Below are 24,925 nucleotides of genomic sequence, written 5' to 3'. Positions count from 1 at the left end.
GGAGCGTTGGGTTCGGCTCCTACAAAGTTAGGACAGCCGCGCCGTGATGTCTGCACAATTACTTGGCCTTCCTACTATCTGAGACGGAAGCTACCCGTGGTCCGGCGACTCCGCCTGCCGAGCACGACGGCCCGGCACCCCGAGAGCGGGGCGCCGGGCCGTCGTCGTCCGCGCGGGCGTCGGCCCGTCCGCGGTGGTCAGCCCATGTGCGGGTAGCGGTAGTCGGTCGGCGGGACGAGGGTCTCCTTGATGGAGCGGGTGGAGGTCCAGCGCATCAGGTTCTGCTTGGCGCCGGCCTTGTCGTTGGTGCCGGACGCGCGGCCGCCGCCGAAGGGCTGCTGGCCGACGACGGCACCGGTCGGCTTGTCGTTGATGTAGAAGTTGCCGGCCGCGAAGCGCAGCTTCTCGCAGGTGATGGCGGCGGCCGCACGGTCCTGGGCGATGACGCAGCCGGTCAGGCCGTAGGCCGAGGCGGACTCCATCTGGGTGAGCATGGCGTCGTAGTCGGCGTCGTCGTAGACGTACACACCCAGGATCGGGCCGAAGTACTCGTCCTTGAAGATCTCGTTCTCCGGGTCGGTGGAGACCAGGACCGTCGGGCGGACGAAGTAGCCCTCGCTGTCGTCGTAGCTGCCGCCGGCCACGACCTCGACGGTCGGGTCGGCCTTGGCCCGGTCGATCGCCGCCTTGTTCTTGGCGAAGGCGCGCTCGTCGATGACGGCACCCATGAAGTGCGCCAGGTCGGTGACGTCACCCATGGTCAGGGACTCGACCTCGGCGGCGAACTCCTCCTTGAAGCCGGAGTTCCACAGGGAGGCCGGGACGTAGGCGCGGGAGGCCGCGGAACACTTCTGGCCCTGGAACTCGAAGGCGCCACGGGTCATGGCGGTCTTCAGCACGGCGCGGTCGGCCGTGGGGTGGGCGACGATGAAGTCCTTGCCGCCGGTCTCGCCGACCAGCCGCGGGTAGGTCTTGTACTTCTCGATGTTGCTGCCGACCGTCTTCCAGAGGTACTGGAAGGTCCTGGTCGAACCGGTGAAGTGGATACCCGCCAGCTCGGGGTGGTTCAGCGCCACCTCGGAGACGTCCTTGCCGTCACCGGTGACGAGGTTGATCACGCCCTTGGGCAGCCCGGCCTCCTCCAGCAGCTGCATCAGCAGCACCGCGGCGAAGGTCTGGGTCGGGGACGGCTTCCAGACCACGACGTTGCCCATGAGCGCGGGCGCGGTCGGGAGGTTGCCGGCGATCGCGGTGAAGTTGAACGGCGTGATCGCGTAGACGAAGCCCTCCAGCGGGCGGTGGTCCGAGCGGTTCCAGACGCCCGGGGAGTTCGCCGGGGGCTGCTCGGCCAGGATCTGGCGCGCGAAGTGCACATTGAAGCGCCAGAAGTCGATCAGCTCGCAGGGGGTGTCGATCTCCGCCTGCTGGGCGGTCTTGGACTGGCCGAGCATGGTCGCGGCGGCCATCGTCTCCCGCCACGGACCGGAGAGCAGGTCGGCGGCCTTCAGGATGATCGCGGCGCGGTCGTCGAAGGACAGCGCCCGCCAGGCCGGGGCGGCGGCCAGCGCGGCGTCCACCGCGTCCTGGGCGTCCTGGACGGTCGCGTTGGCGTACGTGCCGAGCCGGGCCGCGTGGTGGTGCGGCTGCACGACGTCGAAGCGCTCGCCGCCACCCATCCGCCGCTCACCGCCGATGGTCATCGGCAGTTCGATCGGGTTGCCGGCCAGCTCCTTGAGCTTGGCCTCCAGACGGGAACGCTCCGGGCTGCCGGGGGCGTAGGTGTGGACCGGCTCGTTGGCCGGCACGGGGACCTGGGTTACGGCGTCCATCGTGGCCGTCTCCTTCGATCGTCGGTTCGTACGTACGGGGGCGTGGGGGGGCGGGGCCGAAGCCCGGGGTTCAGGGCCTGCTCGTCAGCCTCGGGTCGCCAGCGACCTCAGGAAGAACGCCAGGTTCGCGGGGCGCTCGGCGAGGCGGCGCATGAAGTATCCGTACCAGTCCGTGCCGTACGGGACGTACACCCGCATGCGCTCGCCCTCGGTGACCAGCCTCCGCTGCTCCATCTCGCGGATGCCGTAGAGCATCTGGAATTCGTAGTCCGCCGGCTTGCGCCCGTTGCGGTGGGCCAGGTCCTGGGCGATGGCCACCATCCGCGGATCGTGCGACCCGACCATGGGATAGCCCTTCCCGGCCATGAGGATCTTCAGGCAGCGCACATAGGCCTTGTCGACCTCCTGCTTCTCCTGGTGGGCGACCGTGGCGGGCTCCTTGTACGCGCCCTTCACCAGTCGCACCCTGGAGCCTTCCCCGGCGAGCGCGTGGCAGTCGTCCTCGGTGCGGAAGAGGTAGGACTGGAGCACCGCGCCCGTCTGGGGGAAGCGCTCGCGCAGCTCGGCCAGGATCGCGAGGGTGGAGTCGACCGTGGTGTGGTCCTCCATGTCGAGGGTCACGGTCGTCCCGGCCTCGGCGGCGGCCTCGACCACCGGGGTGACGTTCTTCAGCGCCAGCTCGTGACCGCCGGGCAGCGCCTGGCCGAAGGCGGACAGTTTGACCGACATCTCGGCCCTGGTGCCGAGCCCCTGTGCCTTGAGGGCGTCGGCCAGCTGGAGGTAGGCGTCACGGTTGCGCAGCGCCTCCGCCGGGTCGGTGATGTCCTCGCCGAGGTGGTCGAGAGTGACCTCCAGGCCGCGCGCGGCCAGGGCCCGCACGGCGGCCATGGCCTCGTCCAGACGCTCACCGGCGACGAACCGCTCCACCACCGGGCGGGTGACCGGAGCGGCCGCGACGATACGGCGGATGCTGTCGCTGCGCGCTGCGGCGAGAAGCACGGGACCCAGCATGGGGCACCTCCACGTTTCAGGGTGACAAAGGCCTGGGGACGCCGAATGACGCGGATACATCGGCGAGGTTGAGCCACCTGAAATTTAAGGATCTCGCCACTTGGCGACCATCGACAGCTGTCACGCCTTCGTGGTCGGGATCTCAGACAGATGTATGAGAATGGTGAATGCGGGCAACCACTGCGACAGAAGAGGACGGAGCGACGGATGCGAGGCGACTACCAGCAGCTCGTGGACGAGATCTCGGCGGCGCTCGGTGCCCCGGCGACGCTGGAGGACCGGGACTTCGGACTGATCGCCTTCGGTGCGCACGACGGCGAGGACGACGAGGTCATGGACCCGGTACGGACCCGCTCGATCCTCCAGCGGCGCTCCTCCGCGGCGGTACGGGCCTGGTTCGAGGCCTTCGGCATCGCCCGCGCCCGGACGCCGCTGCGCATTCCGCCGGATCCGGCGGCCGGAGTCTTCCGTGGCCGGATCTGCCTTCCGGTACGCCATCGGAGCATCGTGCACGGCTACGTCTGGGTACTGGACGACGGCCGCCTCTCCGACCTGGCGCTGGGCGGCCATGGCAGCCCGCCCGACCCGCGCATCACCCAGGCGATGGAGTCGGCCGCCCGGATCGGCGCGCTCCTGGCCGACGAGGCCCGCACCGGCTCGGAACTCGGCGATCTGCTGCACGAGTTGCTGGCCGCCGGACCCTCCGGGCGGCCGGCCGCGGCGACCGCGCTGCGCGACGCGCTGCGGGACACCCTGCGCTTCACCCCGGGCGTACCGCTCACTCTGGTCGCGGTGGTGCCCTGGGACCCCTCGGACACCGGCACCGCACCGCTGCCGAACCTGCCGGGGCTGCTCGCGGCGTGTCCGCTGCGGACCGCCGGGCGGCCGCGGGGCGCGACGGCCGGGCACGCCCTGGCGGCGCTGGTACGGCTGCGCTCGACCGGTGCGCTCGCCCCGGCCCTTACGGTGGCCGAACATCTGCTGCGCTCGCCGCGCACGGGCGCCGCACCGGCCGCCACGGACCACCTTCCGCAGCCTCGCACGGCGGCTTCCGGCCACCTCCGGCCGCCCCGCCCGGCCGCCGGAATCGGCATCGGCACACGGGAGTTGACGGATCTGCCGGGCGCCTGGCGGGAGGCCCTGGACGCGGCCCGCGCAGCCCGTGCCGAACCCCGGCTGGGCCCGGTCGCCCAGTGGGACGCCATCGGCTCGTACCGCCTCCTGGCCGGCCTGCCGGCCACCGCACCGGACCCGGCCCTCGGCCCCCTGCTGGCACCCGCCCACGCCGAACTCGCCCGCACCGCCGAGGTGTTCCTCGACTGCGCCGGCCAGGCCGGCCGCACCGCCCAGGAACTGGGCATCCACCGCCAGACCCTCTACTACCGCCTGAGCCGGGTGGAGAAACTGACCGGCCTCGACCTGGACGACGGCGAGCACCGGCTACTGGTGCACATGGCCCTCAAAGCGGCACGTCTCACCGCGCTCGGTTGACTTGGCGTTCTCGGCCTGCCCGCCGGCCGGGCCTCAGCCAGGCCCGGACGCGCCCGGCCTGGGGATCCCGTAGTGGTCGTAGAGGCGGGTCTCCGCGGAGGGGTCGAGGTGGTCGGTGGTGTCGATGCGCGGGGCGGACCGGATGGTCCCCCTGGTGTGCGGGACGTGCAGCTCGTCGCCGGTGCGGCGGGCCCCCGCGAGCGGGACGAAGGGCTCCTTGAGCCCGAGGAGCCCGGTGCGGACGGTGATCCACTCGGGCGCGTTGGTGGCGTCGTCCCGGTAGACCTGCTGGACCGTGCCCACCTTCGTGCCGTGCACATCAACCACCCGCAGGCCGGTCAGGCGCTGCGGGGCATCGCTCCGGGGTGCGGTCATGGCGTCCGTCCTCCTTCCGCCCGTTCCCATTGCGCGCCGTCCGGCGGGGACGCGCAACCGCGCACGCGGCCGGGCCCGGACGCCGCCGAAGCGGGGCCCGGGCCCGTTGACCTGCGAGGAACCGGCGTCAGCCGAGGTTCACCGCGCGCACCGAGGTGGCGCCGATCTCGTCGGAGATCTCGTTGAGGACGTTCGCCGGGATGGTGTCGTCGACGGTCAGGACGACCATGGCCTCGCCGCCGACGTCGGCCCGGGAGACCTGCATCCCGCCGATGTTGATGCCCGCCTCGCCGAGGATCCGGCCGACGGTGCCGACGACACCGGGGCGGTCGGTGTAGCGCAGGAACGCCATGTGGTCGGCGAGTGCGAGGTCGATGGAGTGGTCGCCGACCGCCACGACCTTCTGGACGTTCTTGTGGCCGGCGAGCGTGCCGGAGATCGACACCTCCTCGCCGCCCGCCAGGGTGCCGCGTACGGTCACCACGTTGCGGTGCTCGGGCGACTCGCTGCTGGTCGTCAGCCGCACCTCGACACCGCGCTCCTGCGCGAAGAGCGGGGCGTTGACGTAGGAGACCGTCTCGGCGACGACGTCCTCGAACACGCCCTTGAGCGCGGAGAGTTCGAGCACCTTGACGTCGTGCTGGGTGATCTCGCCGTAGACCTCGACATCGAGGCGGAGGGCGACCTCACCGGCGAGGGCGGTGAAGATCCGGCCGAGGCGCTCGGCGAGCGGCAGGCCCGGCTTGACGTCCTCGGCGATCACTCCGCCCTGGACGTTGACCGCGTCCGGCACCAGTTCACCGGCGAGCGCGAGGCGGACGGACTTGGCGACCGCGATACCGGCCTTCTCCTGCGCCTCACCGGTCGAGGCACCCAGGTGGGGGGTGCAGACGACCTGGTCGAACTCGAAGAGCGGGGAGTCGGTGCAGGGCTCGACGGCGTAGACGTCCAGGCCCGCGCCGGCCACCCGGCCCTCCTTGAGCGCGGTGGCCAGCGCGCCCTCGTCGACGATCCCGCCGCGCGCGGCGTTGACGATCCGGACGGTCGGCTTGACCTTGTGCAGCGCCTCGTCGCCGATGAGGCCGACGGTCTCCGGCGTCTTGGGGAGGTGGACGGTGATGAAGTCCGACACCTCCAGCAGCTCGTCCAGGCTCAGCAGCTTGACGCCCATCTGCGCGGCGCGGGCCGGCTGGACGTACGGGTCGTAGGCGACGACCTTCATCCCGAACGCCGACATCCGCTGGGCGACCAGGACGCCGATCCGGCCGAGGCCGACCACGCCGAGGGTCTTCTCGCTGAGCTCGACGCCGGTGTACTTGCTGCGCTTCCACTCGCCGTTCTTCAGGGCGGTGTTGGCCTGCGGGATGTTGCGGGCGGTGGCGACGAGCAGACCGCAGGCCAGCTCGGCGGCGGTGACGATGTTGGAGGTCGGGGCGTTGACGACCATCACGCCGGCCTTGGTGGCGGCGGCCACGTCGACGTTGTCCAGGCCCACCCCGGCGCGGGCGACGACCTTGAGCTTCTTGGCGGCGGCGATGGCCTCGGCGTCCACCTTCGTCGCACTGCGCACGAGGACGGCGTCGACGTCGACGATGGCGGCCAGCAGCTCGGCGCGGTCCGGTCCGTTGCAGTGCCGGATGTCGAAGTCGGGGCCGAGGGCGTCGACGGTCGCGGGGGACAGCTCTTCGGCGATCAGTACGGCAGGTTTCGAGCTCACGTGGTCTTCAGTCCTCACTAGTCCTTCGCAGACGGCCGTCCCGACGGCCGAAGGCGGTGAAGGGGGAAAGCCGCGTGGAAGACGCACGACATTGTGAGCCTGAACGCGCTTGTGATGGGCAGTGTAGTGGGGGCCGCCGCCGCGTCCTGTGCCGATGCGGAAGGATCACCCGTGCGAGCTTCTACGCGGTGGCCAAGGCGCCGCCCGCGGCGTGTCGCCGGGCCTGGCGGGGAGCGTACGGACGAGGGGGCCGCGCGGTGCCCGCGGCCCCCTCGTCCCCCGGCTCACGCCTCGTCGTCCACCCAGCTCATCAGCTTGCGCAGCTGCTTGCCGGTGGTCTCCAGGAGGTGGCCCTCGTCGGCCTTCTTGTACTCGTTGTACTTCGGCAGACCGGCGTTGTACTCCGCCATCCAGTTGGTGGCGAAGGTGCCGTCCTGGATCTCGGCGAGCACCTTCTTCATCTCCGCCTTGGTGGCGTCGGTGACGATGCGCGGACCGGTGACGTAGTCGCCCCACTCGGCGGTCTCGGAGACCGACCAGCGCATCTTCTCCAGGCCGCCCTCGTACATGAGGTCCACGATCAGCTTCAGCTCGTGCAGGCACTCGAAGTAGGCGATCTCCGGCTGGTAACCGGCCTCGACCAGCGTCTCGAAGCCCGCCTTGACCAGCGCCGAGGCGCCGCCGCACAGCACCGCCTGCTCACCGAACAGGTCGGTCTCGGTCTCCTCGGTGAAGGTGGTCTTGATGACCCCGGCGCGGGTGCCGCCGATCGCCTTGGCGTACGAGAGTGCCAGCTCGAAGGCCTTGCCGGAAGCGTCCTGCTCGACCGCGGCGATGCACGGCACACCGCGGCCCTCCTCGTACTGGCGGCGCACCAGGTGGCCCGGGCCCTTGGGGGCGACCATGCAGACGTCCACACCGGCCGGGGCCTTGATGAAGCCGAACCGGATGTTGAAGCCGTGGCCGAAGAACAGCGCGTCGCCGTCCTTCAGGTGCGGGGCGACAGACTCCTCGTAGACCTTGCCCTGGATCGGGTCCGGCACCAGGATCATGATGACGTCGGCCTCGGCGGCGGCCTCGGCGGGGGTCACCACGCGCAGGCCCTGCTCCTCGGCCTTCGTCTTCGACGTGGAGCCCTCGTGCAGACCGACGCGCACGTCGACGCCCGAGTCACGCAGGGACAGCGCGTGGGCGTGCCCCTGGCTTCCGTAACCGATGACCGCGACCTTGCGGTTCTGGATGATGGACAGGTCGGCGTCGGCGTCGTAGAACAGCTCGGCCACTTCGGGTATCTCCTTGGTTCTAGCGGGGTGCCCACACAGTACGTCGGGCGGGGGCGGGAAGGGCGGTGGGTCTCGCCATCCGGTCCGTTCGGACGCGGTGAACGCGATGAACAACGCGGTGAACGCGGTGAACGGGGCGGACCCGGCCGTACGGTGCGGACCGCGCGGGTCAGGCCGTACGGTCCAGCGCGCGCAGCGAGCGGTCGGTGATGGACCGGGCGCCGCGCCCTATGGCGATGCTGCCGGACTGCACCAACTCCTTGATGCCGAACGGCTCCAGCATCTTGAGCATCGCCTCCAGCTTCTCGGTGGATCCGGTGGCCTCGATGGTGACCGCCTCCGGGGAGACGTCCACGGTCTTGGCGCGGAAGAGCTGGACGATCTCGACGATCTGCGAGCGGGTCTCGTTGTCCGCGCGGACCTTGACCAGGACCAGCCGGCGCTGGATCGTGGCGGCCGGCTCCAGTTCGACGATCTTCAGGACGTTGACGAGCTTGTTGAGCTGCTTGGTGACCTGCTCCAGGGGCAGCGACTCGACGCTCACCACGATGGTGATACGGGAGATGTCGGGGTGCTCGGTGACCCCGACCGCGAGCGAGTCGATGTTGAAGCCGCGGCGGGAGAACAGTGCGGCGATCCGGGCGAGGATGCCGGGGGTGTTCTCCACCAGGACGGAGAGCGTGTGTTTGGACATGGCGTCGTCTTCTCTCTTCTTCGGTGCGTCCGGGGCGTCCTGGGCTCAGTCGTCTTCGCCGTCGCCGAAGTCGGGACGCACGCCCCGGGCGGCCATGACCTCGTCGTTGGAGGTGCCGGCGGCGACCATCGGCCACACCTGGTGGTCCTCGTGGACGATGAAGTCCACCACGACGGGGCGGTCGTTGACGGCGTTGGCCTCGGCGATGACCTTGTCCAGCTCGGCCGGGTCCTCGCAGCGCATCGCGACGCAGCCCATCGCCTCGGCGAGTTTGACGAAGTCGGGGACGCGGGTGCCCCGGCCGGGACCCGCGGCGGGACCGCTGCCGGACGCGGCGCCGGCCGCCTCCGGGCCGGAGTGCAGCGCGGTGTGGGAGTAGCGCTGGTTGTAGAAGAGGCTCTGCCACTGGCGGACCATGCCCAGCGCGCCGTTGTTGATGATCGCGACCTTGATCGGGATGTTGTTCAGGGCGCAGGTGACCAGCTCCTGATTGGTCATCTGGAAGCAGCCGTCGCCGTCGATCGCCCAGACCGTACGGTCCGGCATCCCGGCCTTGGCGCCCATCGCGGCGGGCACCGCGTACCCCATCGTGCCGGCGCCGCCGGAGTTCAGCCAGGTGGCGGGCTGTTCGTAGGCGATGAAGTGCGCGGCCCACATCTGGTGCTGGCCGACGCCCGCGGCGTAGATGGTGCCGTCGGGGGCGAGCCTGCCGATCCGCTCGATGACCTGCTGGGGAGAGAGGCTGCCGTCGTCCGGCAGTTCGTAGCCCAGCGGGTAGGTCTCCCGCCAGCGGTTGAGGTCCTTCCACCAGGCGCCGTAGTCGCCCTTGTGGCCGGCGTCGTGCTCGGCCTGGACGGCCACGATCAGATCGGCGATCACCTCGCGGGCGTCACCGACGATCGGCACGTCGGCGGCCCGGTTCTTGCCGATCTCCGCCGGGTCGATGTCGGCGTGCACGACCTTGGCGTACGGGGCGAAGGAGTCCAGCTTGCCGGTGACCCGGTCGTCGAAGCGGGCGCCGAGGGTGATCAGCAGGTCCGCCTTCTGCAGCGCGGTGACGGCGGTGACCGAGCCGTGCATGCCGGGCATGCCGACGTGCTGGGGGTGGCTGTCGGGGAAGGCGCCCAGTGCCATCAGGGTGGTGGTGACGGGCGCGCCGGTCAGTTCGGCGAGCACCTTCAGCTCGGCGGTGGCCCCGGCCTTGAGGACGCCGCCGCCGACGTAGAGGACGGGGCGCTGGGACTCGACGATCAGCCGGGCGGCCTCGCGGATCTGCTTGGCGTGCGGTTTGGTGACCGGGCGGTAGCCGGGCAGTTCGGTGTGCGGCGGCCAGCTGAACGTGGTCCGCGCCTGGAGGGCATCCTTGGCGATGTCGACCAGGACCGGGCCGGGGCGGCCGGTGGCGGCGATGTGGAACGCCTCGGCGATCGTCCGGGGGATCTCGGCCGGGTCGGTGACCAGGAAGTTGTGCTTGGTGATCGGCATCGTGATGCCGCAGATGTCCGCCTCCTGGAAGGCGTCCGTGCCGATCGACTTCGACGAGACCTGGCCGGTGATCGCGACCAGCGGGACGGAGTCCATGTGGGCGTCGGCGATCGGGGTGACGAGGTTGGTGGCGCCCGGTCCCGAGGTGGCCATGCACACCCCGACCTTGCCGGTGGCCTGGGCGTATCCCGTGGCGGCGTGTCCGGCACCCTGCTCGTGACGGACCAGGACGTGCCGGACCTTCGAGGAGTCCATCATCGGGTCGTACGCGGGCAGGATCGCACCGCCGGGAATGCCGAACACGGTGTCGGCCCCGACCTCCTCCAGCGCACGGATGAGGGACTGCGCGCCCGTGACGTGCTCGACGGTGGCGGACTGCTGCGGTCCGCCGGCGTTACGGGCCCGCGGCTGCGGATGGTGGGCCCCGGAGGCCTGCTCGGTCATCTGCGATCTCTTCTCGAAGCTGAGGGTTTTGGCAGGGTTTGTGAGGTTGCTGTGCAACAAAAAACCCCTCGTGCCGGGAGGCAAGCGAGGGGAGCGCGTCGGTGCGGTCAGCCGGGTGTTTTCCAGTCCCGGCGTCAGCCGACGCGCCGTCCAAGTACGAGAATTCGGGTGCGCATGGCACTGACCCTCCCCCTGCCGTGCACCGGGTGTCAAGTGGGTGGGACAGAGGTCTCACTATTTGAGCGCAATGGCGGATGGACCAGCGCGTCCGGGCCCGCCAGACCGCCGTGCCGGACGGCCCGGCCGCTGCCGCTGAGCACCACGGCCCGGCCCTGTCCGGCCAGGTCGGGCACGCCGTAGCCGCCGTGTGCCAGGGTCCGGCGCAGCCGGTGTTCGTCGAGCGGGCCGGAGAACGCCGTGCCCATGGCGTGGGTGCAGCCCATGGCCCGCAGGGCGAGCACCTGCTCGGGCAGATCGACCCCGTCCGCGACGGACTGCATCCCCAGATCTCCGGCGATCCGCAGCAGCCCGGCAGTGATCTTGTGCAGCCGTGCGGACTCCACCACGCCGTCGACCAGTCCGCGGTCCAGCCGCAGGATGTCGATGGGCAGCCGGCGCAGCGCGCCCATCGTGGCGCATCCGCTGCCGAAGCCGTCCAGGGCGATCCGTACGCCGAGCCGCCGCAGCGCGGCCAGCCGGCGCTCCAGGTCGTCCAGCGGGAGCCGGGGGTCGCTTTCGGACAATTCCAGGACGAGTGCGCGCGAGGGCAGCCCGTGCCGGGTGAGCAGCGATTCGATTCCCTTCGGGGACAGTGCGCGGTCCAGCAGCCGGCGGGCGGTGAGCCGGACCGCGACCGGGACCTGATGGCCGGCGCGGTGCCGCGCGGCGGCCTGCTCGACGGCCTCCTCCAGCTGCCAGCGCTCCAGCTCCGCGGCGCGGTCCCCGGCATCGCTGAACCGGCCGCGGTCGCCCACCCGCAGGAACTCGGAGGGCGTGAAGAGTATGCCCTGTGCGGAGCGCCAGCGGGCGTGTGCGGCGACCGCGGTGACCCGTCCGCCGGCCAGCTCCACGACCGGCTGGTGCAGCAGCGCGAATTCACCGTCCTTCAGGGCCGTCCGCAGTTTGGTGGCGAGCTCGGCGCGGTGCGCCACCTCGTCCTGCATCTGCGGGGCGTACAGCTCCACCCGGCCCTTGCCGGCCTGCTTGGCGCGGTACATCGCGAGGTCGGCGTTGCGCAGCAGACCGGCGGGGCTCACCCCGGGCTCGGCGAACGCGACGCCGATACTGGCCGCCACCCGGACGTCCCGTCCGTCGATGCGGTACGGCTCGGAGAGCCTGATGCGCAGCCGGTCGGCGATCTCGCAGACGCGGAACTCCCGGGCGGCGCGGTCGCGGGTGCCGTCGCCGGTGATCAGCGCGGCGAACTCGTCGCCGCCCAGCCGCGCCGCTATGTCGCCGGAGCGCACCGAGTCGCCCAGCCGCCGGGCCGCCTGCACCAGCAGTTCGTCTCCGGCCTGATGGCCGATGGTGTCGTTGACCTGCTTGAAGCCGTCGAGGTCGATATAGAGCACGGCGGTGTCGTGGTCGCTGGCCCGGCGGCCCGTGACGGCCTTGGTGACCCGTTCGGTGAACAGGGCGCGGTTGGGCAGGTCGGTGAGCGCGTCGTGGGAGGCGTTGTGCTGGAGCTGGGCCTGCAGCCGGACCCGCTCGGTGACGTCACGGGAGTTGAAGATCAGGCCGCCGTGGTGGCGGTTGACGGTGGATTCGACGTTCAGCCAGCCTCCCCCGCTCCCGGCTTCGCCCGGGCGGGAGGCGCCCCCACCGCCGGAGCGCCGCGTACCGGCGCGGAAGCGGCACTCGATGCGGGTGGTCGGCTCGTCCTGCGGATCGGCGGCGAGGAACCGGCGGACCTCGTGGACGACCCGCCCCAGGTCCTCGGGGTGGATCAGCGACGCCAGTTCGGAGCCGACCAGCTCCTCGGCGTCCCGCCCGTAGACACCGGCGGCGGCCGGGCTCACATAGCGCAGCACACCGGACGGCGCGGCGATCATGATGACGTCGCTGGAGCCCTGCACCAGGGAGCGGAAGTGGTTCTCCTTCTGCGCCAGTTCCTGGGTGAGGGTGATGTTGTCGAGCAGCATGATGCCCTGGCGGACGACCAGGGCGAGGACGACCGTGCAGCCGGTGAAGAGCACCACGCGGTCGATCCGCCGCCCGCCCAGGACGTTGGTGAGGATGCCCAGGGTGCACACGGCGGCGGCCAGATACGGGGTGAGCGCGGCGAGCGAACCGGCGATGGGGCGGCTGCCGTGCGGCTGCGGACGGCGGGCGGCGGGCCCGGCCTCCACCGGCTCCTCCTCGCCCGCGCGGCGGGCGGCCCAGGGTGCGTACGCCAGCAGTATCGAGCCGGCGAACCACCCCGCGTCCAGGATCTGGCCGGAGCGGTAGTGCTCGCGCAGCAGCGGCGAGCTGAACAGGGCGTCGCACAGGACCGTCAACGCCAGTGCGGCGACCGCGGTGTTGATGGCGGAGCGGTGCACGGAGGAGCGTCGCAGGTGCAGCGCGAGCACCATGCTCACCAGGACGATGTCCAGCAGCGGGTAGGCCAGCGACAGCGCGCTCTGCGCCACGCTGCGGCCCTGGAAGTGGGCGGTGTGGGCGAGCGCCAGGCTCCATGAGAGAGTGAGCAGCGACCCGGCGATCAGCCAGGAGTCCAGGCCGAGGCAGACCCAACCGGCCCTGCTCACCGGCCGCTTGGCAAGCACCAGCAGGCCCACGATCGCCGGCGGCGCGAACAGCAGGAAGCAGAAGTCCGCCGGCGAGGGGCTGGGCACGGCCACCCCCTTGATGACCTCGTACCAGCCCCATATGCCGTTGCCGAGACCGGCCATCGCGGAGGAGGCGGCGAACAGCATCCAGGCCGGACGGAACCGGCTGCGGTGCCGGCGCGCGTACAGACCGCAGGACACGGCCGCCACGAAAGCCGCGATGCTGAGGCCGAAGTCCCCCATGAACAGCGAGATCCGCGGCGAGCCCCACCCGAGCGCGGCACCGACGGCGTAGCCGCCGCAGACCACTGCCAGCGCGATCTGCGGCACCGGGCCCGACGGACTGCCGGCCGGCGTCGGCGGCTTGGTGGAGAGCATCGCCCCGGGGGCGCTCACCGTACTCTCCCGGTGTCCCGTGCCGGGTGCCGTCGCGAGCGGTGCGCCTGGCGGTCTCGCCGCATTCCTGCGGGCGCCCGTGGATCGCGCATCTCGCGGATCAACCATCGGCAGTACATCGCCCGTCGCCCCCCTTGCGTTCCGGATCGTTCGCACAGCGCCGTTTTCGTCCGACGCCGCCCCGCCCGTGGACGATACACCAGTTCCGTCACTCAGGGATATAGGGCCTCTACGCAGCGTGATGGGGGGCTTTTTTTGAACACCCCCCGCAGTCGTACGGCCTCGTAGCGCTATCCGCAACCCGCTTATTCCGCGGAGGCAACGACGTTTCGGAGGGGTTCGCCGGCCGCGAAAAGGGTCAGCTGGTCCCGCAGGAGCCGCTTCGCGCGAGGCAGAAAAGCAGAGCTGGGGCCACCGACGTGTGGAGTGATGAGCACGCCGGGAGCGTGCCACAGCGGATGCCCGGCGGGGAGGGGTTCCGGATCGGTGACATCGAGCGCCGCGCGCAAGCGCCCCGACTCCAGTTCGGCCAGCAGCGCCGCGGTGTCGACGACCGCACCGCGCGCGACGTTCACCAGCAGTGCGCCCTCCTTCATCCGCGCCAGGAAATCGCGTCCGACCAGGTCACGGGTGTCTTCGGTGAGCGGAGTGGCGAGGACGACGACATCCGCCGCGGGCAGGAGGGCGGACAGTTCGGAGATTGGGTGCACAGGACCGCGCACTGCGTCACGCGCGGTGCGAGCGACGCGCACCACCCGCGCACACTCGAAGGGGGTGAGCCGGTCTTCGATGGCACTGCCGATCGAACCATAGCCCACAATGAGCACCGACTTGTCGGCGAGAGCCGGACGGAAACCCGTGCGCCACTCCCCCGCGTCCTGGCTCCGTACGAAACCGGGGATGTCCCGCAGCGACGCCAGGATCAGGGTGAGCGCGAGCTCGGCGGTGCTGGCGTCGTGCAGCCCGCGGGCGTTGCACAGCCGGGCACCGGACGGCATCCGCGACAGCCCCGGAAGGATGTCGTCCACACCGGCGGTGAGGGTCTGCACCACCCGGACCCGGCTCATCCGGGAGAGCGGCCGCAGGGCGGCTTCGGTGCCCTTCAGGTACGGCACGGTGTAGAAGACGCACCGGGCCGGGTCGGCCGGGTAGTCGGGGCCGGCGTCCCAGTGGACGTAGCGCAGGCCGTCGGGCAGGCCGTCGATCTCGTCGGGCGGGATCGGAAGCCAGACATCGTCCGCGCCGCCCGGTACGCCGTCCACGCCGCTCACGTCGCTCACGTCGTTCACTGCACCGCCGCGCTGGTGTGTGGTCGTCATGCCCCGAGGCTATGCGAAGGAATGTTCTGTTCAGACGTTAGTTTGGTCTGGCCCTTGATCGGGGGCGAGGGGACGGAGGCACAGCCAGGTGGAGCGCAGGACGATCGGTGCGGCGGCCCTTGAAGTGGGCGCCATCGGGCTCGGCTGTATGCCGATGAACTGGGGGTACACCGAGTCACAGCGCAGCGGGGAGGGGTCGCTGCGGGCGCTGCACACCGCGCTGGACCGGGGCTGCAGCCTGCTGGACACCGCCGACATGTACGGGCCGTTCACCAATGAGCTGCTGGTGGGCCGGGTGCTCAGGGAGCGGCGGGCGGAGGCGTTCGTCTCGACCAAGTGCGGACTGCTGGTGGGGGTCCCCCCACACCCGCAGAGCCCGGGGCGGGAGCGGCACATCGTCGCCAACGGGCGGCCCGGCTACGTCAAGCGGGCCTGCGACGCCTCGCTGCGGCGCCTGCAGACCGACCACATCGACCTCTACCAGCTCCACCGGGCCGATCCGGAAGTACCCATCGAGGAGACCTGGGGGGCGATGGCGGATCTGGTGGCGGCCGGGAAGGTGCGGTCGCTGGGCCTGTGCGCGGTGGGCGCCCGGGCCGCCCGCCGGGTACGCCCGCCCCGCACCGCCCATGCGGGACGGCGGGCCGTGGCCCGTCCGCGCCCCCGCCCTCATGACGGGACGCTGGCCCAACTGGAGCGCATCCAGCAGGTGTTCCCCGTCAGCAGTGTGCAGGCCGAGCTGTCGGTGTGGTCGCCGGAGGCGCTGGAGGCGCTGCTCCCGTGGTGCGAGTCCCGCGGTGTCGGCTTCCTGGCGGCGATGCCGCTGGGCAACGGCTTCCTGACCGGCACCCTCACCCCCGGCCAGGGCTTCGAACCGGAGGACCTCCGGGCCCGCCATCCGCGCTTCACCGCCGAGATGATGGCCGCGAACCAGCCGGTGGTGGCCGGGCTGCGCCGGGTCGGTGCCCGGCACGGCGCCACGCCCGGGCAGGTGGCACTGGCCTGGGTGCTGGCCCAGGGCCGGCACGTCGTCCCCGTACCGGGCACCAAGAAGGAACGCTGGGCCGCGCAGAACGCCAAGGCGGCCGGGCTGCGGCTCACCGACGATGACCTGGCGGAGATCGCGTCGCTGCCGCCGGCCCGCCAGTCCTGGTAGTCCCCGTCCGTCCTGAAGGCCCCGCCCTGTAACCGGTTCCTGACAGCGTTCACGCGACGGGGCGTACAGGCGGCGGGCCGTCATCCAGCGGTTCTCCAGCGGATCGTCACGCGGCCGGTGTGATTTCCCGGCGGTGGGCCTCCCGATGTGGTCTTCTGGTCCCAGCCTGGAAGACGCAAGACGGACGAGCCCGGAAGACGAGAGGATCACGCCGTGCAACGCCGTTCCCGGACCCGCGTGTTGGCCGTCGTCACCGCACTGCTGCTGGCCGCGGGCTGTTCGGCGGGCGGCGGGCAGCAGCCGGGCGACGGGATGTCCGCCGCCCCGGCGAAGAGCCCCGGTGCCCCGGTCACCGCCGGGGCGCCCAGCGCCACGCCACCGTCCCCCGCACCACCCGCCAAAGGCTCGGTAAAAGTGGTCAGGACCCTGGCCACCGGCCTGAAGTCGCCGTGGGGGGTGGCGGCCCTGCCGGGCGGTGACCTGCTGGTCTCCTCCCGTGACACCGGGAAGATCGTCCGGGTCGCGGCGGACAGCGGGAAGACCACCGAGCTGGGCTCGGTACCGGGCGTGGCCCCGGCCGGCGAGGGCGGACTGCTGGGGATCGCGGTGCCCTCGTCCTTCGGCACGGACCACCAGGTGTACGCGTACTTCACCACCGCGTCCGACAACCGCATCGCCCGGATGAACTACGACGAGAAGCGCCCCCCGGGCGACCAGCTCGGCGCGCCCAATACGATCCTGCGCGGCATCCCCAAGGGCCAGATCCACAACGGCGGCCGGATCGCGTTCGGACCGGACAAGATGCTCTACGCCGGCACCGGTGAGGCCGGGGACACCGGTCACTCGCAGGACAAGGCCTCACTGGGCGGCAAGATCCTGCGGATGACGCCGGACGGCGAGCCCGCACACGGCAACCCCGAAGCCGATTCGGTGGTGTACGACTACGGGCACCGCAATGTGCAGGGGCTGGCCTGGGACCGTGACCACCGGCTGTGGGCCTCGGAGTTCGGGCAGGACACCTGGGACGAGCTCAACCTCATCGAGCCGGGCCGGAACTACGGCTGGCCCGAGGTCGAAGGCAGGGCCGGGAACGGCCGGAGCGGCTCCGGATTCGTCGACCCGGTCGAGCAGTGGCGGACCGCGGACGCCTCGCCCAGCGGTATCGCGTACGCCAAGGGCTCGGTCTGGATGGCGTCGCTGCGCGGCGAGCGGCTGTGGCGGATCCCGCTGGACGGGACGAAGCCGGTAGCAGCGCCGCAGGCCTTCCTGAAGGGCACCTACGGGCGGCTGCGGACCGTCGTGGCGACCGACGACGGCGGGCTGTGGCTGGTCACCGGCAACACGGACGGCCGGGGCACACCGCACGAGGGCGACGACCGGATTCTCCGTCTCGAGGTGACCTGAGTCTCGAGGTGACCTGACGGGTCACCATGGATCACCGTGACCTGATCGTCCCTCTGATCCGGCTCATCCGCCAGATCCCTCTGGTCCCTTTTCGCCGCGCCTGCCCGTCCCGTGCCTACACTCGTAGGCCAGGGGACGGGTGCACGTCACATCGACGAGGGGGCAGGGCACCGTGTTCAACATCGTGGAAGAGCTGTTCGCGCCGGGCCGTAAGCACACCGACGAGGAACGGCAGAAGATGACGCTGGTCGTCGACGACATAGGCGACAGCGACCCCACTAAGGGGCCGATAGACCTCACCTCGGGAGCCGTCGTCATCAAGGCACCCCGGCAGGAGGGCCCGGGCACCCCGTAGCACCTCCGGACCGGGAGCCGTCGTGTGCCCTAGGCGCCGCCGCCGATGCTCTTGGGGATGGTGGGCAGGTTCGCGAACAGGTCGAAGTACATGCCCGCGGAGACCAGCAGGCCCAGCACGCCGAGCGCCAGCCCGCCCCAGGCGACGGCCCGCACCCAGGCGGCCCGCGGCCAGGCCAGCACCACGACGGCGACCAGTACCGCGAGCAGCGCGAAGACGCCGTTGACGAGGGCGGTGGTGTGCCAGGGGGTGCCGTACATGGCGGCGATCTGGTCGGTGGCCTGCCCCGACTGGAGCTTGATCTGGCCCATGAGCGTCTGCCGCTCGCCCATCAGGCGGCCGACGTAGGTGCCGGTGACGGACGCGAGGCCGAGCCCAGCGGCGACGACGGCACCGGCGCCGCCGAAGATCCCGGCCCCGGAGCGGCGCTCGGAGACGGTGTCCTCGTCGCCGCTCTCCTCACCGTCCTCCGCGTCCTTCGCCGTACCGTCCTCGTCCTCCGTGGCGTCCTTCGTCCCGGACTCCCCGGCCTGCCCGGCATCCTGCCCGGCGGCGGCGTCCTTCTCCGTCGCCTCCGCCGCCGGCTCCGTCTCCGCGGCCTTCTCCGCGGCCCTGGCGCTCTTGTCCTCCTCCGTGCCGGCGGCCTGGGCCGGCACGGTCTCGTCGTCGGTTCGCTTCTCGCTCGTCCTGGTCGTACCCATGGGCGCGACCGTAGGTGCCGCATCTGAGAACGAGATGAGAAGCGGGACCGGAAGCCCGGACGCGCACTCCGGCCGGCGCGCTACGCACCCACGAGCGGGCGCTCCCCGCCCGGCTGCCCCGGCACCGCGCCGCCCGCCTCCGGCACCGCGCCGCCCGTCCCCGGCACCGGTTCGATGCTGATCCGGGGCAGCCGGCGGTCCAGCCAGGCGGGCAGCCACCAGTTGGCGCCGCCCAGCATGTGCATCAGGGCCGGGACCAGCAGCGTCCGGAGGACGAAGGCGTCCAGGGCGACGGCGGCGGCCAGGCCGATGCCGAACATCGCGATGATCCGGTCGCCGCTGAGGATGAAGGCGGCGAACACCGCGATCATGATGACCGCCGCCGAGTTGATCACCCGGCTGGTCTCGGCGAGGCCGACCCGTACCGCCCGGCGGTTGTCCCGGGTCAGCCGCCACTCCTCGTACATCCGCGAGACCAGGAACACCTGGTAGTCCATGGACAGCCCGAAGAGTACCGACACCATGATGACCGGCAGGAAGGGTTCTATCGGGCCGGCGCTGCCCAGGCCCAGCAGCTCGCTGCCCCACCCCCACTGGAAGATCGCGACCACGATCCCGAAGGACGAGCCGACGGCCGCGATGTTCATCAGCGCGGCCTTGAGGGGTATGCCGATGCTGCGGAAGGCGAGCAGCAGCAGGAGCGAGCCGAGCGCGATGACCGCGCCGACGAAGAGCGGCAGCTTGCCCACGATGACGGAGGCGAAGTCGTCGTAGCTCGCGGTGATCCCGCCGACCCGCACCCGCATCGTGGTCCCGTCGGCGGCCGCCGGCAGGACGTCCGTACGCAGCCGTTGCACGAGGTCGGAGGTCTGCCGGGACTGCGGGGAGCTGTCCGGTACGACAGTGACCACTCCGGTCCCGCGGCCGCCGTCGTATTCGGGGCCGCTGACCTGGGCGACGCCGGGCACCGCCCGCAGCCGCTGCGGCAGCTCGTCGAAGGCGGTCCGGTCCTGCGGGCCGTCGAGGGCTCCGACCAGGGTCAGCGGTCCGTTGAATCCGGGCCCGAAGCCGGACTTCGGCCGGGCGTCCCCGGCTTCCCGGACTTCCCGGACTTTCCGGGTGTCGGAACCCTCGCCTCCCTCGGACGCCTCGGATCCCTCGCCTCCCTCGCCACGCTCTCCGGCCAGTAGGTCGTACGCCTTGCGGGTGGTCGAGGCGGCCGGATTGTTGCCCTGGTCGGAGGTGCCCAGGTGCAGTCCGAACGTCGGCAGCGCGAGGACGAGCATCACGGCGGCCGCCGTCACACCCAGCACTCTGGGGTGCCGCTCGACGAAGCCGGACCACCGGGCGGCGATGCCGGCGGGCCGCTCGGGCCGCGGCCCGTGCTCGGCGAGCCGCCGCCGCTCACGGCGGCCCAGCGCCCGCATCCCGATCAGCCCGAGCAGCGCCGGCAGCAGGGTGACGGCGGCCGCCACGGTCAGGACGACGGTGAGCGCGGCGGCGAGGGCGACCCCGTCGAGGAAGTCCAGCCGGAGGATCAGCATGCCGAGCAGCGCGATGCAGACGGTGGCCCCGGCGAAGACCACCGCGCGCCCGGATACCGCCACCGCGCGCTCGGCGGCCTCCTGGACCGAAAGGCCCGCCCGGAGGCCGTGACGGTGCCGGGTGACGATGAACAGCGCGTAGTCGATGCCCACACCGAGGCCGATCAGCATGCCGAGCATCGGCGCGAAGTCGGCGACCAGGATGGTGTGGCTGAGCAGGCTGATACCGGCCGAGGCGGTGCCGACGGCGGCCACCGCGGTGACGATCGGCAGGAAGGTCGCGGCGAGCGATCCGAAGGCGAGGAACAGCACCACGGCCGCCGCGCCGAGCCCGATGAGCTCCGCCAGCTGGGCGCGCGGCGCCTCGGTCAACGCGATCCCGGCGCCGCCCAGTTCGACCTGGAGGCCGTCACCGGACGCGGCCCGCGCGGTGTCGACGACCTTCCGGACCTGCCGTACGTCCAGGTCGTCGGTGTCCCGGTCGAAGACGAGGGAGGCGTAGGCGGTGCGCCCGTCCGCACTGATCTGCCGCCCGCCGTCCGCGTCGCCGCCCGGTCCGCCGTAGGGACCGCGCACCTCGGACACTCCGGGCAGCTCGGCGACCTCCGCCAGCGTGCGCCGCATGGTCGTCTCGACCGCGCCGGAGCGCACCGTCCCGCGCTCCGTATGCCACACGATGGTGTTGACGTCCCCGGACCGGCCCGGAAAGGCCTTGGCCATCAGGGCGCTCGCCTGCCCGGATTCGGTCCCGGGCATCGCGTAGTCGTTTGAGTACGCGGCCCCGGTCGCCCCGGCGGCGACGGCGACCCCCGCGAAGGCGGCGAACCAGAGGACGATCACCACGATGCGGCGCCTGAGACACCACCGAGCCAGAGCGGTCACGCGTCGACTGCTTCCCGGGTTGTGCGTCGATAACTCCCGGGTCGCGGGTGGTGCCGAGCGCGTAGGTACGAGGACGAGAACAGCAGGGTGTCAGGCCGAAAAGATCCTTTGTCCCCTTTGTGGACTTCCCCACACCGAGACGCGCCTCAGCTGATGCGCTTCAGGGGCGCCATTCCGCCCTGGAGACACCACCGGCCCGCCTGGCGCGAGAACGTGAGACGACCGGGACACCATCGTGGCCGCGGTCCCCGCCAGTCGGCAGGCCGAGGTGGCTCCGGGGGCGGTCAGAAGAGTTCGCGCAGTAGCTGGGGGACGAGGCCGGGTTCGGCTTCGCTCTCCATGTTGTGGGTGCGGTGGCCGCGACGGTCACGGTGGTCCTGGGATTCGCTGCGCTGGAGTTGGGGTTCGCTGCGGTCCTGGGATTCGCTGCGCTCTTCCTGGGGTCCGCCGAGTCTCACCGATGCCGAGACCGACGCGGAGTTCGGTGTCGGCTGGTGATCGTCGGCCGCGGCGGAGGCGGTCCCGGCCCCCATCATGATGGCGCTGCCGGTCAGCAGGGCGGCAGCGGTGCTCAGTGCGGCGTGGTGCGTGACGGGCTTTCGCATGGCGTGTCCTCCTTCATGACGGGGCAGCCGGTGCTGTCCTCGTGTTCAGAGGTATCCCGCCGCTGTGCCGGGCGCGCGCCGCACGGTCCGGCCGGGTGAAGTCCAGTCGTGGTCGGGCGTGTTGCCGACGGCAAAGGCGTGGTGACCGCCCCTCGCTGAGGGACGGTCACCACGGACAGGGCAAAAACAGCCGCGTCAGCCCTCGACGCCCAGCCGCTCGAGAATCAGCTCGCGCACGCGGGCCGCGTCGGCCTGCCCACGCGTCGCCTTCATGACGGCGCCGACCAGGGCGCCGGCCGCGGCCACCTTGCCGCCGCGGATCTTGTCGGCGATGGCGGCGTTGGCGGCGATCGCCTCGTCGACGGCGGTGCCCAGGGCACCCTCGTCGGAGACGATCTTCAGGCCGCGCTGCTCGACGACCGTGTCCGGGTCGCCCTCGCCGGCCAGTACACCCTCGATGACCTGGCGGGCCAGCTTGTCGTTGAGGGAGCCCTCCTTGACCAGCGCGCAGACGCGGGCGACCTGGGCCGGGGTGATGGCCAGGGCGGACAGCTCGACGCCGGCCTCGTTGGCGCTGCGGGCCAGCGCGCCCATCCACCACTTACGGGCCGCGGCGGCGTCCGCTCCGGCCTCGACGGTGGCGACGATCAGGTCGACGGCGCCCGCGTTGAGGATCGACTGCATGTCGTGCTCGGAGATGCCCCACTCCTCGCGCAACCGGTTGCGGCGGACCCGCGGCAGCTCGGGCAGGGTGCCCCGCAGCTCCTCGACCCACTCGCGGCTCGGGGCCACCGGGACCAGGTCCGGCTCGGGGAAGTAGCGGTAGTCCTCCGCCTCCTCCTTGATCCGGCCGGACGTCGTGGAGCCGTCGTCCTCGTGGAAGTGCCGGGTCTCCTGGACGATCTTCCCGCCGCCGCCCAGCACGGCGGCGTGCCGCATGATCTCGTAGCGGGTGGCCCGCTCCACGCTGCGCAGCGAGTTGACGTTCTTGGTCTCGGAGCGGGTGCCGAACTTCTCGGTACCGACCGGGCGCAGCGACAGGTTCACGTCGCAGCGCATCTGGCCCATCTCCATCCGGGCCTCGGAGACGCCGAGCGCCTTGATGAGCTCGCGCAGTTCGGCGACGTACGCCTTGGCGACCTCGGGGGCCTTGTCGCCCGCGCCGACGATCGGCTTGGTGACGATCTCGATGAGCGGGATGCCGGCCCGGTTGTAGTCGAGGAGGGAGTGGGTGGCGCCGTGGATACGGCCGGTCGCGCCGCCCACGTGGGTGGACTTGCCGGTGTCCTCCTCCATGTGGGCGCGCTCGATCTCCACGCGGAAGACCTCGCCGTCCTCCAGCTGGACGTCCAGATAGCCGTTGAAGGCGATCGGCTCGTCGTACTGCGAGGTCTGGAAGTTCTTCGGCATGTCCGGATAGAAGTAGTTCTTCCGGGCGAAGCGGCACCACTCGGCGATCTCGCAGTTCAGCGCGAGGCCGATGCGGATCGCGGACTCGACTCCGGTGGCGTTCATCACCGGGAGGGAGCCGGGCAGGCCGAGGCAGGTGGGGCAGGTCTGCGTGTTGGGCTCGGCGCCCAGCGCCGTGGCGCACCCGCAGAACATCTTGGTCTTGGTGCCGAGTTCGACGTGCACCTCGAGACCCATGACGGGCTCGTAGGCGGCCAACGCGTCCTCGTACGACACCAGTTCAGTGACGGTCACGGAAAATTACCTCTCAGTCCGCTCGGTCGGCTCAGGGCGCGAGGACGTCGTCGTCGCCGAGCCGCTTGATCTCGCGTACGAGCAGGGCGACGGTGGTGACGACCGCGGCGGCGGAGACGAGCGCGTCGACGAGCTGGAGCTTGTCCTGCTCGGCGCGGGCCTCCTTGATCTGCTTGACGGCGCTGAGGGCGCCGAAGGCGGAACCGCCGATGGACAGGTACAGGCCCGGCTTGGACTTCTTGAAGTTCCTGGCCTTCTTCAGGGTGCTCACAGCGACGGTGCCTCCTCGAGCAGCGGGTGGCCCCAGCGCTCGGTGAACGCGGCCTCGACCGCGGCACCGACCTTGTAGAGCCGGTCGTCCTTCATGGCGGGGGCGACGATCTGCAGACCGACCGGCAGACCGTCCTCGGGGGCCAGGCCGCAGGGCAGCGACATGGCGGCGTTGCCCGCCAGGTTGACGGGGAGCGTGCACACATCGGCGAGGTACATCGCCATCGGGTCGTCCACACGCTCGCCGATCGGGAAGGCGGTGGTCGGCGTGGTCGGCGAGACGATCACGTCGACCTGCTCGAAGGCCTGCTCGAAGTCGCGGGTGATCAGCGTCCGCACCTTCTGGGCCGAGCCGTAGTACGCGTCGTAGTAGCCGGACGACAGGGCGTAGGTGCCGAGCATGATGCGGCGCTTGACCTCGGGGCCGAAGCCGGCCTCACGGGTCAGGGCGGTGACGTCCTCGGCGGACTTCGTGCCGTCGTCGCCGACCCGCAGGCCGTAGCGCATGGCGTCGAAGCGGGCCAGGTTGGAGGAGCACTCGGACGGCGCGATCAGGTAGTACGCGGCGAGCGCCAGGTCGAAGGACGGGCAGTCCAGCTCGACGATCTCCGCGCCCAGCTCCTTGAGCAGCGCCACCGACTCGTCGAAGCGCTGCACCACGCCGGCCTGGTAGCCCTCGCCGCGGAACTGCTTGACGACACCGACCCGCATGCCCTCGACGCTGCCGTTGCGGGCCGCCTCGACGACCGGCGGGACGGGGGCGTCGATGGAGGTGGAGTCCAGCGGGTCGTGTCCGGCGATCGCCTCGTGGAGCAGCGCCGCGTCCAGGACCGTACGGGCGCACGGGCCGCCCTGGTCGAGGGAGGACGAGAAGGCGACCATGCCGTAGCGGGAGACGCCGCCGTAGGTGGGCTTGACGCCGACGGTGCCGGTGACGGCGGCGGGCTGGCGGATGGAGCCGCCGGTGTCCGTGCCCATGGCCAGCGGGGCCTGGAAGGAGGCCAGCGCGGCGGACGAGCCGCCGCCGGAGCCGCCGGGGATCTTGGTCAGGTCCCAGGGGTTGCCGGTCGGGCCGTAGGCGCTGTTCTCGGTGGAGGACCCCATGGCGAACTCGTCCATGTTGGTCTTGCCGAGGATGACGACGTCGGCGGCCTTGAGCTTCTTGGTGACGGTCGCGTCGTACGGCGGCAGCCAGCCTTCGAGGATCTTGGAGCCGACGGTGGTGGGCACGCCCTCGGTCGTGAAGATGTCCTTCAGCGCGATCGGGACGCCGGCCAGCGGGCCGAGCTTCTCACCGCGGGCGCGCTTGTCGTCCACGGCTCGGGCCTGGGCGAGCGCGCCCTCGCGGTCGACGTGCAGGAAGGCGTTGACCTTCTCGTCGACGGCCTCGATGCGGGCCAGGTGGGCCTCGGTCACCGCCACGGCGGTGAGCTCGCCGGCCGCGATCTTCGTCGCGATCTCGGCGGCGGTGAGCTTGGTCAGGTCTGCCATG

General features: G+C 71.3%; 19 protein-coding genes. 4 read left to right on the top strand and 15 right to left on the bottom strand.

The features are described 5' to 3' along the window. Window positions 1-197: 197 nt before the first annotated feature. Window positions 198-1,829: an L-glutamate gamma-semialdehyde dehydrogenase gene (gene pruA, locus AZE13_RS04485; RefSeq protein ID WP_066926938.1), complete on the bottom strand. Its 1,632-nt coding sequence runs from the start codon at window positions 1,827-1,829 to the stop codon at window positions 198-200. Between the two features lie 84 nt (window positions 1,830-1,913). Continuing rightward, on the bottom strand, window positions 1,914-2,840 hold the full coding sequence (locus AZE13_RS04480) for a proline dehydrogenase family protein (protein ID WP_066926936.1): 927 nt from the start codon (window positions 2,838-2,840) through the stop codon (window positions 1,914-1,916). Window positions 2,841-3,047: 207 nt separating this feature from the next. Between AZE13_RS04480 and AZE13_RS04475 the strand changes: the two genes are divergently transcribed. Further along, a complete protein-coding gene (locus tag AZE13_RS04475) occupies window positions 3,048-4,331 on the top strand; it encodes a PucR family transcriptional regulator (protein WP_066926934.1) in 1,284 nt (427 codons plus the stop codon). 33 nt (window positions 4,332-4,364) lie between these two features. Here the strand turns inward: AZE13_RS04475 and AZE13_RS04470 are convergent, their stop codons facing one another. The 7 genes from AZE13_RS04470 to AZE13_RS04440 form a co-directional block, all read right to left on the bottom strand. After that, window positions 4,365-4,706 carry a PRC-barrel domain-containing protein gene (locus AZE13_RS04470; RefSeq protein ID WP_079123669.1) on the bottom strand — a complete coding sequence of 114 codons (342 nt, stop codon included), beginning with the start codon at window positions 4,704-4,706 and terminating at the stop codon, window positions 4,365-4,367. A gap of 127 nt (window positions 4,707-4,833) precedes the next feature. Next, entirely contained in the window at window positions 4,834-6,423 is a 1,590-nt protein-coding gene (gene serA / locus AZE13_RS04465; protein ID WP_066926932.1) for a phosphoglycerate dehydrogenase, read from the bottom strand. 284 nt (window positions 6,424-6,707) lie between these two features. Further along, a complete protein-coding gene (gene ilvC, locus AZE13_RS04460) occupies window positions 6,708-7,706 on the bottom strand; it encodes a ketol-acid reductoisomerase (RefSeq protein WP_066926930.1) in 999 nt (332 codons plus the stop codon). 169 nt (window positions 7,707-7,875) lie between these two features. After that, window positions 7,876-8,400, bottom strand: coding sequence for an acetolactate synthase small subunit (gene ilvN, locus AZE13_RS04455; protein ID WP_066926928.1), 525 nt, complete (start codon window positions 8,398-8,400; stop codon window positions 7,876-7,878). Between the two features lie 45 nt (window positions 8,401-8,445). After that, entirely contained in the window at window positions 8,446-10,329 is a 1,884-nt protein-coding gene (locus AZE13_RS04450; protein ID WP_066926926.1) for an acetolactate synthase large subunit, read from the bottom strand. A 209-nt stretch (window positions 10,330-10,538) separates the two neighbouring features. Then, window positions 10,539-13,493: a putative bifunctional diguanylate cyclase/phosphodiesterase gene (locus AZE13_RS04445; protein ID WP_181690242.1), complete on the bottom strand. Its 2,955-nt coding sequence runs from the start codon at window positions 13,491-13,493 to the stop codon at window positions 10,539-10,541. Window positions 13,494-13,798: 305 nt separating this feature from the next. Next, window positions 13,799-14,812 carry a 2-hydroxyacid dehydrogenase gene (locus AZE13_RS04440; RefSeq protein ID WP_079123668.1) on the bottom strand — a complete coding sequence of 338 codons (1,014 nt, stop codon included), beginning with the start codon at window positions 14,810-14,812 and terminating at the stop codon, window positions 13,799-13,801. An 88-nt stretch (window positions 14,813-14,900) separates the two neighbouring features. On the opposite strand from AZE13_RS04440, the gene AZE13_RS04435 reads away from it, so the two are divergent. The 3 genes from AZE13_RS04435 to AZE13_RS04425 all read left to right on the top strand — a co-directional run bounded on the left by AZE13_RS04435 (window position 14,901) and on the right by AZE13_RS04425 (window position 17,727). Beyond that, complete coding sequence (locus AZE13_RS04435) at window positions 14,901-15,968, top strand: aldo/keto reductase (RefSeq protein WP_066926921.1); 1,068 nt, start codon at window positions 14,901-14,903, stop codon at window positions 15,966-15,968. A gap of 213 nt (window positions 15,969-16,181) precedes the next feature. Next, the gene (locus AZE13_RS04430) at window positions 16,182-17,372 is read left to right on the top strand and encodes a PQQ-dependent sugar dehydrogenase (RefSeq protein WP_181690241.1); all 1,191 of its coding nucleotides are present in this window, start codon (window positions 16,182-16,184) and stop codon (window positions 17,370-17,372) included. Between the two features lie 172 nt (window positions 17,373-17,544). Beyond that, complete coding sequence (locus tag AZE13_RS04425) at window positions 17,545-17,727, top strand: DUF6191 domain-containing protein (RefSeq protein ID WP_066926917.1); 183 nt, start codon at window positions 17,545-17,547, stop codon at window positions 17,725-17,727. Between the two features lie 29 nt (window positions 17,728-17,756). On the opposite strand, the gene AZE13_RS04420 is transcribed toward AZE13_RS04425, so the two are convergent. From AZE13_RS04420 to gatA, 6 genes are all read right to left on the bottom strand, one after another. Then, window positions 17,757-18,428, bottom strand: a complete 672-nt coding sequence (locus tag AZE13_RS04420) for a hypothetical protein (RefSeq protein WP_066926915.1) — start codon at window positions 18,426-18,428, stop codon at window positions 17,757-17,759. A gap of 80 nt (window positions 18,429-18,508) precedes the next feature. Then, window positions 18,509-20,854, bottom strand: a complete 2,346-nt coding sequence (locus AZE13_RS04415) for an MMPL family transporter (protein WP_079123667.1) — start codon at window positions 20,852-20,854, stop codon at window positions 18,509-18,511. 284 nt (window positions 20,855-21,138) lie between these two features. Further along, window positions 21,139-21,459, bottom strand: coding sequence for a hypothetical protein (locus AZE13_RS04410; protein WP_066926911.1), 321 nt, complete (start codon window positions 21,457-21,459; stop codon window positions 21,139-21,141). 195 nt (window positions 21,460-21,654) lie between these two features. Beyond that, the gene (gatB, locus tag AZE13_RS04405; RefSeq protein ID WP_066926909.1) at window positions 21,655-23,163 is read right to left on the bottom strand and encodes an Asp-tRNA(Asn)/Glu-tRNA(Gln) amidotransferase subunit GatB; all 1,509 of its coding nucleotides are present in this window, start codon (window positions 23,161-23,163) and stop codon (window positions 21,655-21,657) included. Window positions 23,164-23,194: 31 nt separating this feature from the next. Further along, on the bottom strand, window positions 23,195-23,434 hold the full coding sequence (locus AZE13_RS04400) for a hypothetical protein (protein ID WP_066926907.1): 240 nt from the start codon (window positions 23,432-23,434) through the stop codon (window positions 23,195-23,197). Then, entirely contained in the window at window positions 23,431-24,924 is a 1,494-nt protein-coding gene (gatA, locus tag AZE13_RS04395; protein ID WP_066926905.1) for an Asp-tRNA(Asn)/Glu-tRNA(Gln) amidotransferase subunit GatA, read from the bottom strand. The genes AZE13_RS04400 and gatA overlap by 4 nt, the downstream gene beginning before the upstream one ends. Window position 24,925 lies beyond the last annotated feature (1 nt).

It is taken from the genome of Streptomyces sp. NBRC 110611 (assembly GCF_001590865.1).
Classification (GTDB): domain Bacteria; phylum Actinomycetota; class Actinomycetes; order Streptomycetales; family Streptomycetaceae; genus Streptomyces.
This window is presented reverse-complemented; position numbering and strand designations above follow the sequence as displayed.

Coding starts and splice junctions, on each gene's coding strand:
- ilvN (WP_066926928.1), bottom strand. CDS start 8,400: ATGTCCAAACACACGCTCTCCGTCCTGGTGGAGAACACCCCCGGCATC.
- pruA (WP_066926938.1), bottom strand. CDS start 1,829: ATGGACGCCGTAACCCAGGTCCCCGTGCCGGCCAACGAGCCGGTCCAC.
- AZE13_RS04410 (WP_066926911.1), bottom strand. CDS start 21,459: ATGCGAAAGCCCGTCACGCACCACGCCGCACTGAGCACCGCTGCCGCC.
- AZE13_RS04450 (WP_066926926.1), bottom strand. CDS start 10,329: ATGACCGAGCAGGCCTCCGGGGCCCACCATCCGCAGCCGCGGGCCCGT.
- AZE13_RS04440 (WP_079123668.1), bottom strand. CDS start 14,812: ATGACGACCACACACCAGCGCGGCGGTGCAGTGAACGACGTGAGCGAC.
- gatA (WP_066926905.1), bottom strand. CDS start 24,924: ATGGCAGACCTGACCAAGCTCACCGCCGCCGAGATCGCGACGAAGATC.
- AZE13_RS04420 (WP_066926915.1), bottom strand. CDS start 18,428: ATGGGTACGACCAGGACGAGCGAGAAGCGAACCGACGACGAGACCGTG.
- AZE13_RS04470 (WP_079123669.1), bottom strand. CDS start 4,706: ATGACCGCACCCCGGAGCGATGCCCCGCAGCGCCTGACCGGCCTGCGG.
- AZE13_RS04475 (WP_066926934.1), top strand. CDS start 3,048: ATGCGAGGCGACTACCAGCAGCTCGTGGACGAGATCTCGGCGGCGCTC.
- AZE13_RS04480 (WP_066926936.1), bottom strand. CDS start 2,840: ATGCTGGGTCCCGTGCTTCTCGCCGCAGCGCGCAGCGACAGCATCCGC.